Annotated in this window: 13 protein-coding genes; 6 read left to right on the plus strand and 7 right to left on the minus strand. The window is 63.5% G+C overall.

All coding sequences use genetic code 11. The features are described 5' to 3' along the window. Window positions 1-79 precede the first annotated feature (79 nt). Window positions 80-1864: a type IV pilus assembly ATPase TfpB gene (gene tfpB, locus AC4LFW_RS19430; RefSeq protein WP_491821222.1), complete on the minus strand. Its 1785-nt coding sequence runs from the start codon at window positions 1862-1864 to the stop codon at window positions 80-82. 178 nt (window positions 1865-2042) lie between these two features. Next, the gene (locus AC4LFW_RS19435) at window positions 2043-3407 is read right to left on the minus strand and encodes a CYTH domain-containing protein (protein ID WP_491821224.1); all 1365 of its coding nucleotides are present in this window, start codon (window positions 3405-3407) and stop codon (window positions 2043-2045) included. Window positions 3408-3511: 104 nt separating this feature from the next. Between AC4LFW_RS19435 and AC4LFW_RS19440 the strand changes: the two genes are divergently transcribed. The 4 genes from AC4LFW_RS19440 to argA all read left to right on the plus strand — a co-directional run bounded on the left by AC4LFW_RS19440 (window position 3512) and on the right by argA (window position 8143). Next, a complete protein-coding gene (locus AC4LFW_RS19440; protein ID WP_045423324.1) occupies window positions 3512-4189 on the plus strand; it encodes a TIGR00153 family protein in 678 nt (225 codons plus the stop codon). Between the two features lie 40 nt (window positions 4190-4229). Beyond that, window positions 4230-5495: an inorganic phosphate transporter gene (locus AC4LFW_RS19445; RefSeq protein ID WP_491821226.1), complete on the plus strand. Its 1266-nt coding sequence runs from the start codon at window positions 4230-4232 to the stop codon at window positions 5493-5495. A 99-nt stretch (window positions 5496-5594) separates the two neighbouring features. Then, window positions 5595-6749 carry an acetylornithine deacetylase gene (argE, locus tag AC4LFW_RS19450; protein WP_491821228.1) on the plus strand — a complete coding sequence of 385 codons (1155 nt, stop codon included), beginning with the start codon at window positions 5595-5597 and terminating at the stop codon, window positions 6747-6749. Window positions 6750-6841: 92 nt separating this feature from the next. Next, window positions 6842-8143, plus strand: a complete 1302-nt coding sequence (argA, locus tag AC4LFW_RS19455) for an amino-acid N-acetyltransferase (protein ID WP_491821229.1) — start codon at window positions 6842-6844, stop codon at window positions 8141-8143. Between the two features lie 93 nt (window positions 8144-8236). Here argA and gshA read toward each other — a convergent pair whose 3' ends face one another. From gshA to AC4LFW_RS19470, 3 genes are all read right to left on the minus strand, one after another. Continuing rightward, complete coding sequence (gshA, locus tag AC4LFW_RS19460) at window positions 8237-9817, minus strand: glutamate--cysteine ligase (protein WP_491821231.1); 1581 nt, start codon at window positions 9815-9817, stop codon at window positions 8237-8239. 131 nt (window positions 9818-9948) lie between these two features. Then, window positions 9949-10335: a PaaI family thioesterase gene (locus AC4LFW_RS19465; RefSeq protein ID WP_491821233.1), complete on the minus strand. Its 387-nt coding sequence runs from the start codon at window positions 10333-10335 to the stop codon at window positions 9949-9951. Between the two features lies 1 nt (window position 10336). Continuing rightward, window positions 10337-12658 carry a Tex family protein gene (locus AC4LFW_RS19470; protein ID WP_491821235.1) on the minus strand — a complete coding sequence of 774 codons (2322 nt, stop codon included), beginning with the start codon at window positions 12656-12658 and terminating at the stop codon, window positions 10337-10339. Between the two features lie 229 nt (window positions 12659-12887). Between AC4LFW_RS19470 and ompR the strand changes: the two genes are divergently transcribed. Beyond that, entirely contained in the window at window positions 12888-13625 is a 738-nt protein-coding gene (ompR, locus tag AC4LFW_RS19475) for an osmolarity response regulator transcription factor OmpR (RefSeq protein WP_491821237.1), read from the plus strand. 90 nt (window positions 13626-13715) lie between these two features. Next, a complete protein-coding gene (locus tag AC4LFW_RS19480; RefSeq protein ID WP_491821239.1) occupies window positions 13716-15035 on the plus strand; it encodes an ATP-binding protein in 1320 nt (439 codons plus the stop codon). A gap of 103 nt (window positions 15036-15138) precedes the next feature. Here AC4LFW_RS19480 and rimK read toward each other — a convergent pair whose 3' ends face one another. After that, window positions 15139-16044: a 30S ribosomal protein S6--L-glutamate ligase gene (gene rimK / locus AC4LFW_RS19485; protein WP_407293592.1), complete on the minus strand. Its 906-nt coding sequence runs from the start codon at window positions 16042-16044 to the stop codon at window positions 15139-15141. Continuing rightward, a complete protein-coding gene (gene rimB / locus AC4LFW_RS19490; RefSeq protein WP_491821241.1) occupies window positions 16041-16508 on the minus strand; it encodes a retropepsin-like aspartic endopeptidase RimB in 468 nt (155 codons plus the stop codon). The genes rimK and rimB overlap by 4 nt, the downstream gene beginning before the upstream one ends. Window positions 16509-16534: the final 26 nt, after the last annotated feature.

Raw genomic sequence — 16534 nt, forward strand, 5'->3', positions numbered from 1 at the left:
CGCCAGCCCGCACGCTGATCCAGCTTCCAGCTTCCAGCTTCCAGCTTCCAGCTTCCAGCTTCCAGCTTCCAGCTTCCAGCTACTTCTGCTCACTCTGCGGCGTTACCCGTAGCACTTCCTCCAGCGTCGTCAGCCCTGCGGCGATTTTCTGCGCGCCGGACAGGCGCAGGCTGTGCATGCCGTCCTTGAAAGCCTGGCGGCGCAGGGGAGTGAGATCGGTGTCGGCGGTGATCAATGGCTTGATCGCATCGTTGAGCAGCATGATCTCGTAGACGCCGGCACGGCCGCGATAGCCGGTGTCGCGGCATTCGATACAGCCCACCGCACGATGGGCGTTGCCGGGCAGCGGTGCGTTCCAGGGTTTGGTCAGCGCCTGCCAGTCCTCGGCGTCCAGCTGAACCGGCGCCTTGCAATGCGGGCACAGCGTGCGCACCAGGCGCTGGGCCATGACGCCGAGCAGCGTGGCCCTGAGCAGGTAATGCGGCACGCCCAGTTCCAGTAGCCGGGTGATGGCGCTCGGCGCGTCGTTGGTGTGCAGGGTGGAGAGCACCAGGTGCCCGGTCAGCGCCGCCTGGATCGCCATCTCGGCGGTTTTCAGGTCGCGGATCTCGCCGACCATGATGATGTCCGGGTCCTGGCGCATCAACGCGCGCACGCCGCTGGCAAAGGTGAGGTCGATGTTGTGCTGCACCTGCATCTGGTTGAAGGCACCCTCGATCATCTCGATCGGGTCCTCGATGGTGCAGACGTTTACTTCGGGCGTCGCCAGCTGCTTGAGCGTCGTGTACAGCGTGGTGGTCTTGCCCGACCCTGTGGGGCCTGTGACCAGGATGATGCCGTTGGGCTGGCCGGTCATGCTCTGCCAGCGGCGCAGGTCTTCGGCGGAAAAGCCCAGCTGATCGAAGCCCTTGAGCAAAACTTCAGGATCGAAGATCCGCATCACCATCTTTTCGCCAAAGGCGGTGGGCAGGGTAGACAGGCGCAGCTCGACCTCACCGCCATCCGGGGTCTTAGTCTTGACCCGACCATCCTGCGGCTTGCGCTTTTCCGCGACATTCATGCGCCCGAGTGACTTGAGCCGGCTGACCACAGCCATCGCCACCTGTGGCGGGAACTGGTAGACGTTATGCAGCACGCCGTCGATACGAAAGCGCACGGTGCCCTGCTCGCGCCGGGGCTCGATATGGATGTCGCTGGCACGCTGCTGGAAGGCGTACTGGAACAGCCAGTCGACGATGTTCACCACATGGGCGTCGTTGGCGTCCGGTTCCTGGTCGCTGGCACCGAGATTGAGCAGCTGCTCGAAGTTGCCGGTGCCGCTGATCTTCTGATCATTGGCGGTAGCGCCACTGACCGATTTGGCCAGCCGGTAGAACTCCACGGTAAAACGCTGCAGGTCGACCGGGTTGACGACTACACGCTTGATGGGCCGCTTGAGTACGTGGGTGAGGTTGGCTTCCCAGCTCTTCACGAACGGCTGGCTGCTGGCGATGGTCACGGCGCTGGCGTCCACCGCCACGGCGAGGATGCTGTGGCGCTGGGCGAAGGCATAGGACATCAACGGGGTGATGGCTGCGACATCGATCTTCAGCGGGTCGATGCGCAGGTACGGCTGACCGGCCTGCTCAGCGAGCCAGACGGTCAGCGTTTCCAGGTCGAGCTTTTTGCCGGGGCGCTGCAGATCGTCGAGCTGCTGCGCGGCAAGAAATTCCAGGGGGTGCTGCTGGCTGTTTGCCGAGCTGCGCCGCAGGGCCATGCATTGCTCGGCGCTTTCCTGCAATAACCGCCCTTGGGCGACCAGGTCGCGCAGCAGTTCATTGAGGTCGAGAAAACGGTCCTGGGTGGGCGAGTTCAACACGGACATGGGGCCCTTCGGTCATGGTTGTAGCGAAGGCCAAGCTTGCCGATTAATCGTCGCGCTGTCTGCCTGGACGGTCCAAGTTTGCGCGATTGCTCCGCCGGAGGAAGGTCTCCCGGTCGGCATCCCCGAGACGCCGAGGTGGATCGGTGAAGCGCGACCCACCCGACGTAGGCGCTGCTGCCTACTTGAGCAGCTGCTTCCAGGGTTTGAGCGTCCAGACCAGGCGGGCCTGCTCCACGCGAGCATCGAGCAGCTCGTCATCCAGCGGCAGCCCGGCCAATTCGTACAGCTTGGCCAGTTCTCCGTAGAGGCGATCGGCTTCCGGCAGGTCCAGGGTGCTGCGTGCCAGATGCAGCCAGACGAGTAACCGCTCCATGCGTGGGCGCTGCTCGGCGAGGTCTTCAGGCTGTTGTTGATAACGCAACAGTTGGAGTGCTTCGGCTTCTTCGCCCAGCTGGCGTGGCAGCCAGTTGCCCAGCTCGGCGGCGCCCTGGCGGTTGCCGCGGTTGTTGCGATCGACTGTCCAGCCGCGCCGCAGCAGCCAGAGCGAGGCTTTCAGAGAAAACAGGCCCCAACGTGGTTCGTCCAGCTCGGCGGCAAACTGCTCGGGCGCCGCCTGGCGCACGCTTTCGTCATCGCGGCCAGCCTCGACTCGTGGACGCCAGTCCTGGATGAGCGCGTCGAGCCATCCGCGCAGTTCACGGCTGGTGGCGCGCGGCGCGGCCTGGCCAAGACTGCCCAGCAGGGCGCGCAGCTCGACCAGTTGCTGCAGCCAGTCGCCGAGCAGTTTCCAGTGGCCGTTGAAGCGGTACTGTTCGGCCAGGCGCTGGCTGTTGCCCAGCAGTTGCCAGCCCAGCGCGGCAAAGGCGTCATCCAGCGGCATGGTCGCCTCGATCGCAGGCGCCGGCAGGCTCAGCGAGTAGCTATCGGCGTCATGCAGCCGGTAGCCGCGCTCGGCCTTGCTGATGTCGCAGGGCATCAGCGCCAGATCGCCGGCCAGCTCGGCGGCCAGCTCCAGCAGGGCTTCGGGTTCGCCCTGGCGCAGCTCCAGTTCCAGCTCGCAGATTTCCTCGGCCTGCTTGCCTGCCACCACCTTGCCCAGGTCCAGGGCCGCTTCGATGACCACCTTGGCCTTGCCGCGGCCCCAGGCAATCTCCGCCTTTTCACGAACGAAATCGGTGGTGAAGATCGGCTTCAGGGTCTTCTTGTCCAGCTCGGCCAGGCTTGCCGGCCAGCAATCGTCGGCGAGCTTTTTCAGATCCAGCCTGGCCTTGTCCAGGTACCAGTCCCACTCGTTGCGCTCGGACAGCCCGGCCACGCTCTGCCCGCGGCTTTTGAGCGTCTGGATGAACTGATCGCCATCGCGGCGCAGGCGCAACGCGACTTTTGCGCGAGCCAGATCGCGCACGGGCGTGTCGAAATACTGGTTGAACAGTTCGTGCCGCTGCCAGCCGCTCTTGTTGCGCTTTTTCAGCAGCGGATGCTCGCGCAGGGCCGCCATGGTTTCGCGACTGACGCGCAGTTTGATTTCGGTTTCTTTCTGCATGGTGCCCAGATGATGCCTATGTTTGAGTGTGACCTACGTCACTTGGTAGCGGCCCTTTGAGGTCATCCGTATACTTGCCGCCTTCTGAAGCCGGGGTGTTCCCTATGCCAATCAATCCTTTCGTCAGCCTGTTCGGACGCTCGCCCATCGGTCCGATGCAACAGCACATGGCCAAGTCTCACGAGTGTGCCGCCAACCTGGTGCCGCTGTTTCAGGCCATCACGGCAGAAGACTGGGAGCGGGTCGAACAGATCCAGAAAGAGATGGCCCGACTGGAAAACGAGGCCGACAAGCTCAAGAAGAGCGTTCGTCAGCACCTGCCCAAAAGCCTGTTTCTGCCGGTTCCGCGCTCGGATCTGCTGGAGCTGCTGAGTGTACAGGACAAAATCGCCAATCGCGCCAAGGACATCGCCGGACTGATGCTGGGCCGTTGCATGACCATTCCGCCTGCCTTGCAGCCGGAAATGCTGGCCTTCGTGCAGCGCAGTGTCGATGCCAGCTGCCAGGCCCTCAAGGCGCTGAAGGAGCTGGACTCGTTGCTGGAAACCGGCTTCGCAGGCCGTGAAGCCACCCTGGTGGAGAAAATGGTCGAGGAGCTCGAGGAAATCGAGCGTGAAACCGACCGTATGCAGATCACGGTGCGCCGTGCGCTGTTCAAGCTGGAAAAGGAATTGCCTCCAGTCGACGTGATGTTCCTCTACAAGATCATCGAATGGATCGGTGATGTAGCTGACCGCGCCGAGCGCGTCGGCAACCGTCTGGAACAACTGCTGGCGCGCTGAAGCGCCAGCATCCTTTCTGGCTTCAACAGGTAATTTTTTTATGTCCTTCATTGCGGAATACGGCTTCGTACTCCTGGTGCTTGCCTGCGCCTTTGGTTTCTTCATGGCCTGGGGCGTGGGCGCAAACGATGTAGCCAACGCCATGGGCACCTCGGTGGGCTCCAGGGCGCTGACCATCAAGCAGGCGATCATTGTCGCCATGATCTTCGAATTCTGCGGTGCCTACCTGGCGGGTGGCGAGGTTACCGAAACCATCAAGAATGGGATCGTCGATGCCGAGATCATCTCACCCGACCTGATGGTGCTGGGCATGATGTCTGCCCTGCTGGCCGCTGGCACCTGGCTGATGATCGCCACCATGAAGGGCTGGCCGGTTTCCACGACGCACTCGATCATCGGTGCGGTGATCGGCTTTGCCGCGGTGGGTGTATCCACCGATGCGGTGCACTGGGACGCCATCGGCCCCATCGTCGCGAGCTGGGTGGTGACGCCAATGCTGTCGGGCATCGTCGCCTTCGGCCTGTTCATGACGGTGCAGAAGCTGATCATCAACACTGAAGACCCCTTTCGAAACGCCAAGCGCTTCGTGCCGCTGTATATGTTTCTGACCGGCTTCATGGTTGCGCTGATGACCGTGACCAAGGGCCTCAAGCATGTCGGCCTGTCGCTGACGGGTGGCCAGGGCATCCTTCTGGCGCTCGCCATCGGCGTGCTGGTGATGCTGGTCGGTATCGCGCTGCTGTCTCGTATCAAGGTCGATGAGGAAGCGGACCGGGACTTTCACTACGCCAGCGTGGAAAAGGTCTTCGCCGTTCTGATGATCTTCACCGCCTGCTCTATGGCCTTTGCACACGGCGCCAACGATGTCGCCAACGCGGTGGGTCCGCTGGCTGCGGTGGTCGGGGTCATCCAGTCGGAGGGTGCCGGCGCGATCGCCGCCAAGTCGGCGGTACCGGGCTGGGTGCTGCTGCTGGGCGCGGTGGGCATCGTCATCGGCCTGGCCACCTACGGCTACAAGGTGATCGCCACCATCGGCAAGGAAATCACCGAACTGACCCCCAGCCGCGGCTTTGCCGCCGAGCTGGCGACCGCGACCACGGTGGTCGGCGCCTCGGCTATCGGCCTGCCGGTGTCGACTACCCATACGCTGGTCGGCGCGGTGCTGGGTATCGGCATTGCCCGCGGTATCGGTGCGCTGAACCTTGGCGTGGTGGGCTCGATCTTCATGTCATGGCTGATTACCCTGCCGGCGGGCGCGTTTCTGTCGATCGTGTTCTTCACGATTCTCCGGGCAATCTTCGTCTGATCGGACTCGTTGCTGCTGCTTTTTCCCCTCGGGGGCGCTGCGGCAACGCGTTTCATGTTTCACTGGGCGCCTTCGTCTTTGTCTCCAAGGAGGTCGTCGGTGCCCATCCCCTCGCTCAAAGACCAGTTCGCCGCGCTGATCGCCGCGCCGTCGGTGAGCTGTACCCAGGCCCATTGGGATCAGACCAACCGCCCGGTCATTGACCTGCTTGCGGGCTGGCTGGGCGATCTTGGTTTCAGCTGCGAAGTGCAGGAAGTCACCCCAGGCAAGTTCAATCTGCTGGCAAGCCTCGGCAGCGGGCCGGGCGGCCTGGTGCTGGCCGGGCACAGCGATACCGTGCCCTATGATGCCGATCTGTGGACGGCCGAGCCGCTACAACTGCGCGAAGCCGATGACCGCTGGTACGGCCTCGGCAGCTGCGACATGAAGGGCTTCTTCGCGCTGATCATCGAAGCAGTACTGCCATTGCTCGATCAGCCGTTCCGCCAGCCACTGCTGATTCTGGCGACCTGCGATGAAGAGAGTTCGATGTCCGGTGCCCGTGCGCTGGCCGACGCCGGGCGGCCGCTGGGGCGAGCAGCGGTGATCGGCGAGCCTACGGGGCTGCGCCCGGTGCGTTTGCACAAGGGCATCATGATGGAAGGCATCGAGATTCACGGACAGAGCGGGCACTCTTCCAACCCCGCCTACGGCCATAGTGCGCTGGAGGCAATGCATGACGTCATGGGTGAACTGATCAGGTTGCGCCGCGAGTGGCAGAGTCAGTACAACAACCCCTTGTTCGACGTGCCGCAACCGACGCTCAACCTCGGCTGCATCCATGGCGGCGACAATCCCAATCGGATCTGCGGCCAGTGTTCGCTGGAGTACGACCTGCGTCCGTTGCCGGGAATGGACCCGGCTCAGCTGCGCGACAGGATTGCCGGGCGCCTGCGGCCGGTTGCGGAAAAGCATCGGGTGAAGATCGACCTGGCGCCGCTGTTTCCCAGCGTCCCGGCCTTCGATCAGGGCGCCGATGCCGAGCTGGTCAAACTGGCCGAGCGGCTCACCGGGCATGCCGCCGAGGCAGTGGCCTTCGCCACCGAAGCGCCTTATCTTCAGCAGCTTGGCTGCGAGACGCTGGTGCTCGGCCCGGGCGACATCGCCTGTGCCCACCAACCGGACGAGTACCTGGATCTGGACCGGATCGAACCTACCGTGAAACTGTTGCGTGGAATGATCGAACACTATTGCCTGCAACCAGGCCGAGGATAGGAGCAGGTCTGGCGACCCGATCGCGGCCTGCTCCCTGCATCCATATACGCCCCGGCTTCCGGACCAGACAAGCTGTCACCTAAGGCTTCCGCATGCACAACTACGTTACCTGGCTTCGCGATTCATCGCCCTATATCAACTCGCACCGTGACCGCACCTTCGTGGTCATGCTGCCCGGCGATGGTCTGGAACATCCCAACTTCGCCAACATCGTCCACGACCTGGTGTTGCTGCACAGCCTCGGCGTACGCCTGGTGCTGGCGTTTGGCTCGCGTCCGCAGATCGAGGAACGGCTGGCCGCACGTGGCATCCAGCCGCGCTTCCATCGCGACCTGCGCATCACCGACTCGGCCACCCTGGAATGTGTGATCGATGCGGTCGGTCATATGCGCATCGCCCTCGAGGCGCGGCTGTCCATGGACATGGCTGCTTCGCCGATGCAGGGCGCGCGACTGCGGGTGGCCAGCGGCAATTTCATCACCGCACGGCCCATCGGTGTGCACGATGGGGTCGATTATCAGCACACCGGCGAAGTGCGGCGGGTCGATCGCAAGGGCATCGGCCGACTGCTGGACGAGCGCACCATCGTGCTGCTCTCGCCACTGGGTTATTCCCCTACAGGCGAGATTTTCAACATCGCCTGTGAAGATATTGCCACTCGCGCCGCCATCGATCTGCAGGCCGACAAGCTGGTGCTCTACGGTGCCGAGCGCGGCCTGCGTGACGAGACCGGCAAGCTGGTGCGCGAGCTACGGCCGCCGCAGATCCCAGCCTATCTGGAGCGCCTCGTCGGTACCTACCAGGCCGAGCTGCTGGATGCCGCGGCCCAGGCCTGCAAGGGCGGCGTGCGCCGCAGCCATGTGATCAGCTACGCCGAGGATGGCTCGCTGCTCAACGAGCTGTTCACCCGCGATGGCGGCGACGGCACCCTGGTGACTCAGGAGCAGTTCGAGCAATTGCGCGAGGCGACCATCGAGGACGTTGGCGGGCTGATCGATCTGATCACACCGCTGGAAGAGCAGGGCATTCTGGTGCGGCGTTCGCGAGAGGTGCTGGAGCGGGAGGTCGAGCAATTCACCATCGTCGAGCGTGACGGCCTGATCATTGCCTGCGCGGCGCTCTACCCGATCGCCGATTCCGATGCGGGAGAACTGGCCTGCCTGGCAGTGAATCCCGAATATCGCCATGGCGGTCGCGGCGATCAGCTGCTGGAACGGATCGAAGCGCGAGCGCGCAAGCTGGGCCTGAAAACCCTGTTCGTGCTCACCACCCGCACCGCGCACTGGTTCCGCGAGCGCGGCTTCGAGCCTAGCGGTGTCGAGCGTCTGCCAGCTGCGCGGGCTTCGCTCTACAACTTCCAGCGCAATTCGAAGATATTCGAGAAGCAGCTGTAGAGCCGATAACAGCGCTGGAGGCTGAACGGAAAAGCGGTTGCACATGGCAACCGCTGAAGAGATCAACACCGCCTGGCTGCTTCAGGCTTCCAACTACAGCTGCGTCAAACTCCGCTGATATTCCTCGACAAAGCTGTCGAAGTCCTCGGTGTCGGCAGCTTCCATCTCCGCTTGTTGCGCTAGCGAGCTGCGCGTCGCTTCGTCGAACCAGGCCACGTCGGTGTCGGACAGGGCACGGCTACGGAAGTCTTCGGCGTGTCGGCGGGTCTGACGCAGCGCGAACTGGCTGAAGCTCTCACCGTTACGCTGCAACTCCTCGAGTACGCGGGCCGAAGGCGTCAGGCTGCTGTCGGCAACCTTTGCCTGTTGTTCGGCCACGGCGCGCGCATGTTCTTCGCTTCCATGGCTGCGATCCAGCAGCGCGGCAACCTGGCCTATCGCGGTGATCAGCTCGCTCGCCCATTGCTGCAGGCTGACAGCCTCACCGCGGCGTTGCAGTTGCAGCCCGGGTCTGCGGCCTTCTTTTACCACCTTGAGGAAGTTGTCGTTGCTGGCCCGGCATTCGCCATCGACCAGGCAAGGGCTCTGCTGCAGGGTGCAGAACAGCAGGAACGCATCGAGAAAACGCGCTTCGGTGATGTCGATCCCCAACGGCAGGAAGGGGTTGATGTCCAGGCAACGCACTTCGATGTACTGGATGCCGCGTGCGCGCAATGCGTGCAAGGGGCGCTCGCCAGTGCCTGTCACGCGCTTGGGGCGGATGTTCGAGTAGTACTCGTTTTCGATCTGCAGGATGTTGGTGTTGAGCTGCTGCCAGTTGCCGTCCGCGTCCTTGGTGCCTAGCGCCGCGTAGTCGGGGTAGGGCGTCGAGACCGCCTTGTGCAGGCTGCTGGTGTAGCTGGGCAGGTCGTCGTAGCAGGGTGTCAGGCCCGCCTGGGCATTGCTCTGGTAGCCCAGGTCGCTCATGCGCAGACTGGTGGCGTAGGGCAAATACAGGGTGTCTTCGTCGAGCTGCTCGAGCTGATGTGCACGGCCGCGCATGAAGCTGGCATCCAGTGCCGGCGAGGCGCCGAACAGATACATCAGCAGCCAGCTGTAGCGACGGAAGTTGCGGATCAGTGCGATATAGCGCCAGGACTGGTAATCCTGCTGCGAGCGATCATCGCCTTCGTCGGCCTGCAGCACCGACCACAGCGCCTCGGGCAGCGAGAAGTTGTAATGAATCCCGGCGATGCATTGCATGGTCTTGCCATAGCGAAGCGCCAGGCCTTGCCGGTAGACGTATTTCAGCCGGCCGATGTTGGAGCTGCCGTATTCGGCGATGGGAATCTGCGTCTCGTCCGGCAGGTGTCCCGGCATCGACGGGCTCCAGAGAAATTCTCCGTCCAGCCGGCTGTAGGTATAGCGGTGTATGGCGTCTAGCTCGGCCAGCGTCCTGGCCGGATCGGCCTCAGTGCCGGTGATGAACTCCAGCAGCGCTTCGGAATAGTCGGTGGTGATCTTCGGGTGAGTCAGCGCCGACCCCAGCGCCCGCGGATGAGGCGTGAGCGCCAGCTGGCCATCGGTGCCGACGCGCAGGCATTCGCGCTCTATCCCGTGCAGGCATTGCGAGAGCAGCGACAGGTTTGGGTGCTCGGCCAGCAACGCCAGGCGGTGGGAGAGAAGATCGCTCAATTGGGGAATTCCTTCACGCGTCAGTCGGCACAATATGGGGGTGGATCGCACGCTCTACAAGAGGCCGTCAGCGTTGGACCGCGCACCCTTGCAGGGCGTTTCCAATGTACCCTCAGCTGCGGCCCGATGACTCAGATGACCGAGAAGGTCGCCTGTGCCTTGGCCACCAGCTTCTCGCCCTGATGGACCTCGGCTTCGAGCACCTGGGTCCGACGACCGCCGTGCACCACCCAGGCGCGGCAGGTCAGCTCGCCTTCGGTCACCGGGCGAATGTAGTTGACCTTGCATTCCAGCGTGACGCTGTTCGGCTCGCCGCCATTGAGGCTGTGGCTGGCCTGGCCCATGGCGGTGTCGATCAGTGAGAACAGTGCGCCGCCGTGCAGCTTGCCATGCAGATTGCGCAAGCCATCATGCATGGCCAGGCGCAGCAGCGCTTCTCCATTTGCGACCTGGACAATCTCCAGCCCCAGCAGGCGCCCGAAGGCGCTGCTGCTTCCCACGGATTCGTCTTCGCGCACCTTATTTCCTCAGATTCTTTGCGTTGGCGAACAGCGCAGCCATGGCATTGTTGACCGGCGCCGGCTTGGCTTCCGGTTTGGCCGCCTTGCGCTCGCCGCGCGCTTGGCCGCCACGGCTGTTGGCACCGCCGCGCATGCCCTCCGCCTTTTCGCCAGGGGTGTCGCTCATGCGCATGGACAGCCCGACGCGCTGGCGCGGGATGTCCACTTCCATGACCTTGACCTTGACGATGTCGCCGGCCTTGACCACTTCGTACGGGTCCTTGACGAACTTCTCCGACAGCGCGGAGATGTGCACCAGGCCATCCTGATGCACGCCGATATCGACGAAGGCACCGAAATTGGTCACGTTGGTCACTACGCCTTCGAGCACCATGCCGGGTGTCAAGTCGCTGAGCTTCTCGACGCCTTCCTGGAACTCGGCCGTCTTGAACTCTGGGCGCGGGTCGCGGCCCGGCTTTTCCAGTTCCTGAAGAATGTCGCTGACGGTGACAAGGCCGAAGCTTTCATCGGTGAACTGCTTGGGATCGAGCCGCTTGAGGAAAGCCGAGTCGCCGATCAGCGTGCGGATGTCGCGGCCGGTGTCCTGGGCGATGCGCTTGACCAGCGGGTAGGTCTCCGGGTGCACGGCCGAGGCATCCAGCGGGTTGTCACCGTTCATGACGCGCAGGAAGCCGGCGGCCTGCTCGAAGGTCTTGTCGCCCAGGCGCGGCACTTTCTTCAGCTCGTTGCGCGTTTTGAACGCACCATTGGCATCACGATAGGCGACGATGTTCTGTGCCAGCGTGGTATTCAAGCCGGAAATCCGCGCCAGCAGTGCCACCGAGGCGGTGTTGACGTCGACACCGACGGCGTTCACGCAGTCCTCCACCACCGCATCCAGCGAGCGCGCCAGCTTGAGCTGGGACACGTCGTGCTGGTACTGGCCCACGCCGATGGCCTTGGGCTCGATCTTCACCAGCTCGGCCAGCGGGTCCTGCAGGCGACGGGCGATGGACACGGCGCCGCGGATCGAGACGTCCAGGTCCGGGAATTCCTTGGCCGCAAGTTCCGAGGCCGAATACACCGAAGCACCGGCTTCGGAGACCATCACCTTCGTCAGCTTGAGGCCCGGCACCTGCTTGATCAGGTCGGCGGCCAGCCGGTCGCTTTCACGGCTGGCGGTGCCGTTGCCGATGGCGATCAGATCGACAGCATGCTTGGCGCAAAGCTTGGCCAACACGGCCAGGGTGCCGTCCCAGTCATTGCGCGGGGCGTGCGGGTAGACGGTGGCGGTGTCGAGCAGCTTGCCGGTGGCATCGACCACGGCTATCTTGCAGCCGGTGCGCAGCCCCGGGTCCAGGCCCAGCGTGGCGCGCGGGCCGGCAGGTGCGGATAGCAGCAGGTCGTGCATGTTGCGCGCAAAGACGCCAATGGCGTCGTCCTCGGCCTTGTCGCGCAATTCGCCGAGCAGGTCGGTCTCCAGGTGGGTGTAGAGCTTGACCTTCCAGGTCCAGCGCACCACTTCGCCGAGCCACTTGTCGGCGGCGCGGCCGCGATTGGCGATGCCGAAACGCTCGCCAATCATCACTTCGCCCGGGTGCATGGTGCCTGGCGCCTCATCGCCTACCTTCAGGCTGACACTGAGTACGCCTTCGTTGCGGCCGCGGAAAATAGCCAATGCGCGGTGCGACGGCGCGCTCTTGAGGGGCTCGTCGTGCTCGAAATAATCGCTGAACTTGGCGCCGTCGTTCTCCTTGCCGGGGACTACGCGCGCGCTGAGGGTGGCGTTGTGGGTGAGGAAGTCGCGCAGCTTGGCCAGCAGGTTGGCATCCTCGGCGAAGCGCTCCATGAGGATGTACTTGGCGCCTTCGAGTACCGCTTTGACGTCAGCAAAGCCTTTTTCGGGATCGACAAAGCGCGCGGCCTCGCTTTCGGGATTCAGCTCGGGATCGGCGAAGATCGCGTCGGCCAGCGCGCCAAGTCCGGCTTCCAGGGCAATCTGGCCCTTGGTGCGGCGCTTCTGCTTATAGGGAAGGTAGAGGTCTTCGAGGCGGGTCTTGGTGTCGGCGAGATCGATCTCGCGCTTGAGCTCGGGGGTCAGCTTGCCCTGTTCCTCGATGCTGGCGAGGATCGACACGCGGCGGTCGTCCAGCTCGCGCAGGTAACGCAGCCGCTCTTCGAGCAGGCGCAGCTGGGTGTCATCGAGGCTGCCGGTGACTTCCTTGCGATAGCGGGCGATGAAGGGCACGGTGGAGCCCTCGTCGAGCAGCGCCACGGTGGCGGCAACCTGTTGCGGGCGCACGCCCAGTTCTGCGGCGAGGCGGGAGTTGATGCTGTCCATGAACCTACCTGGGTCAGTCAAACCATGCAGGGCGTGCCTGCGCGAAAGGGCGCGATTATAAGGGCAGCAGAGCATTTGAGACCGCAAGCCGGACGAAAAACCCAAGCCTGTCGCACCGGCTCATTCTTTCGGCCCTCGGCTTGGCACCGCAAAATCTGCTAACAATGGCTGTCAGTTGCCTTTACTTCACTGCGCGCATAATGCGCCGTCGATCATTCCGGGAGTTCTCATGAGCAGCACCGCACCTGCCAGCGAAGGCGAAAAGATTCTGATTGTTGACGATGACGCCCGTTTGCGGCGTCTGCTCGAGCGGTTTCTTGATGAGCAGGGCTATCGCGTGCGGACCGTGGAGAGTGCCGAGCAGATGGATCGCCTGCTCAGCCGCGAATTGTTCCATCTGGTGGTGCTGGACCTGATGATGCCTGGCGAGGATGGTCTGTCCGCCTGCAACCGGCTGCGTACCAGCGGCAATCAGATCCCCATCATCATGCTGACGGCCAAGGGTGACGAGGCCAGCCGCATTCACGGGCTTGAGCAGGGGGCCGATGATTATCTGGCCAAGCCCTTCAATCCGCGCGAGCTCTTGGCGCGAATCCGCGCGGTACTGCGTCGGCAGGTGCCGCAGGTGCCTGGAGCGCCGGGCAGCGAAGACGAGACGGTGACCTTTGGCGACTACGAGCTTTTCCTCGGCACCCGCGAGCTGAAGAAGGGCGACCAGGTACACATGCTCACCACCGGTGAGTTCGCCGTGCTCAAGGCGCTCGTGCAGCATGCACGCGAGCCGCTGACCCGCGACAAGCTGATGAATCTGGCCCGCGGTCGCGAATGGGATGCCCTGGAGCGCTCCATCGACGTGCAGATCTCGCGCCTGCGCCGTCTTATCGAGCCAGACCCGTCCAAGCCGCGCTATATCCAGACGGTCTGGGGCGTGGGCTATGTCTTCGTGCCGGATGGCAACAAGGGCTGAAAAGCCGATTGAAGCGCTGGAGGCCTGAGGCTGAACGATGGCGCTTTTCCGTCCAGCCTCAAGCCTCTGGCGTCCTTGTCGGCTTTTATTATGAAAACTCCCCTCTGGTTCCCGCAAAGCTTCTTCGCCCGCACGCTTTGGATGGTGCTGATCGTCGTGCTGTTCTCCAAGGTGCTGATGCTGGTGTACCTGATGATGAACGAGGACGTGATGGTCGACCGCCAGTACAGCCATGGCGCGGCGTTGACCCTGCGCGCCTATTGGGCGGCTGACGAGGAGAATCGCGAGCGTATTGCCCGTGCAGCGGGCTTGCAGCGGGTCTCGACCGTAGACGTGCCGCCGAGCGAGTATCACTGGCCTTACACGGAAATCTTCCAGCGCCAGATGCAGGCCGAGCTGGGCGTCGAGACCGATGTGCGGGTGCGCATCCAGCCTGATACGGCGATCTGGGTACGCGCACCGAGCCTCGGTCCGGACTGGCTGCAGGTGCCGCTGTATGCCTACCCGTTGCGGGGTCAGCGGATCTGGAGCGTGCTCGGCTGGTTTCTCGGGATCGGCTTGCTGTCGACGGCGGCGGCGTGGATCTTCGTCAGCCAGCTCAACCTGCCGCTCAAGCGACTGGTTTACGCCGCGCGGCAGATCGGCAAGGGGCGCAGCGTGCGGCTGCCGATCAGCGACACGCCAAGCGAGATGACCGAGGTGTATCGCGCCTTCAACCAGATGGCCGAAGACGTCGAACAGGCCGGGCGCGAGCGCGAACTCATGCTAGCCGGGGTTTCCCACGACCTGCGCACGCCCCTGACGCGCCTGAGACTGTCGCTGGAATTGATGTCCAGCGATGCCGAGCTGACCGAAGACATGGTCCGTGATATCGAGGACATGAATGCCATCCTTGATCAGTTTCTCGCCTTCGTTCGTGATGGCAGCGACGAGCCGGTGGAGAGCATCGACCTGGGCGATCTGGTGCGCGAGGTGGTGGCGCCCTACAACCAGTACGGCGAGAGCGTGCGCCTGTGCGTCGAGCCGATGCCGAAGCTGGCGCTGCGTCGGGTATCGATCAAACGGCTGCTGGTCAACCTGATCGAAAACGCACTGCGCTACGGTGGTCACGGCGTCGAAGTCGCGGCGCATGTTTCCGGCGACAGCAACGCGCCTTACGTTGTGCTCAGCGTGCTTGACCGGGGCACTGGTATCGATCCTGACGAGTTGGGTGAGATCTTCAATCCCTTCATCCGCGGCGACCGCGCGCGCGGTGGGCAGGGGGCTGGCCTGGGGCTGGCGATCGTCAAGCGGATCGCGTCGCAGCATGGCGGCGTGGTCGAACTTCGCAACCGCGAAGGTGGCGGTCTAGAGGCCCGGGTGAGCCTGCCGCTGGGCCTGCTTCTGCCGAGAGATGCGATAAAAGCGTGAAGAAAGCTTGAAGTCTAGAGCTGGAAGCTAGAAGGCTGGTTTCGGATTGCTGAGATTCTTGTCTTCCAGCTTCCAGCTTCCAGCTTCCAGCTTCCAGCGCTGCTTAGCCTTTGCCCCTGGTCCGCGTCAGGTGGGGGCCGGCGTTTTTTTCCAGGTACTGGATGATCAGCCCGGCCACATCCTTGCCGGTGGTGTCTTCGATGCCGGCCAGGCCTGGGGAGGAGTTCACCTCCATTACCAGCGGGCCGTGGTTGGAGCGCAGGATGTCGACGCCGGCGACACTGAGGCCCATCACCTTGGCGGCGCGGATGGCGGTCATGCGCTCTTCCGGTGTGATCTTGATCAGGCTGGCGGTGCCGCCGCGATGCAGGTTGGAGCGGAACTCGCCGGGCTTGGCCTGACGCTTCATCGCGGCGATCACCTTGTCGCCGACAACGAAGCAGCGGATGTCGGCGCCGCCGGCTTCCTTGATGTACTCCTGCACCATGATGTCCTGCTTTAGCCCCATGAAGGCTTCGATCACCGATTCGGCCGCAGTCGCCGTCTCGCACATGACCACGCCGATGCCCTGGGTGCCTTCGAGCACCTTGATCACCAGTGGCGCGCCGCCGACCATCTGGATCAGGTCGGCGATATCGTCCGGCGAGTGGGCGAAGCCGGTCACCGGCAGGCCGATTCCACGGCGCGCCAGCAATTGCAGCGAGCGCAGCTTGTCCCGCGAGCGAGCGATGGCCACCGATTCGTTGAGCGGGAACACCCCCTGCATTTCGAACTGACGCAGCACGGCGCAACCATAGAAGGTGACCGAGGCGCCGATCCGCGGGATCACCGCGTCGAAGCCTTCCAGCGGGCGGCCGCGGTAATGGATCTGCGGTTTGTGGCTGGCGATGTTCATGTACGCGCGCAGGGTGTCGATGACGACCACCTCATGGCCACGTTGCTGGCCGGCCTCAACCAGACGGCGGGTCGAATACAGGCGTGGGTTGCGCGACAGCACGGCGATTTTCATGGGGCACCGGGAGAAGTAAGGGTCTGGGGTTTTTCCTGCACGTAGGTGCGCGCAGGGTCGACCAGCCATTTGCCGTCCATCAGGGCTTTTGACCCCAGCAGCAGGCGATAGCGCATGGTCTTGCGACAGGTAAGGGTGAATTCCACGGGCCACAGGTGGTCCCCTAGCGCCAGCAGGGTGCGCACCACGTAGCGGGTCTGGGAATGGCCGTTGGAGCTCTTGATGATCTTGCGTGCCACCAGCGGCGCTTCGCAGCGATGCCGGCGCTGTACCAGCGTACCCAGATGCGCGGTAAAGCGGACCCAGCGTTCGCCATTGCGCTTGAATTCGCTGATATCGGTCGCATGTAGGGCTGACGTGCTTGCACCGGTATCGATCTTCGCGCGCAGGCCGACCACGCCGAGTTCGGGCAGGGCGATCCATTCGCGCAAACCGATGATTGTCTGGGGGTCGGGGCTGTTCAAAAGCGTATCCAGTAGATTTCCGCGCA

Source organism: Stutzerimonas sp. C6.4V (assembly GCF_058536345.1).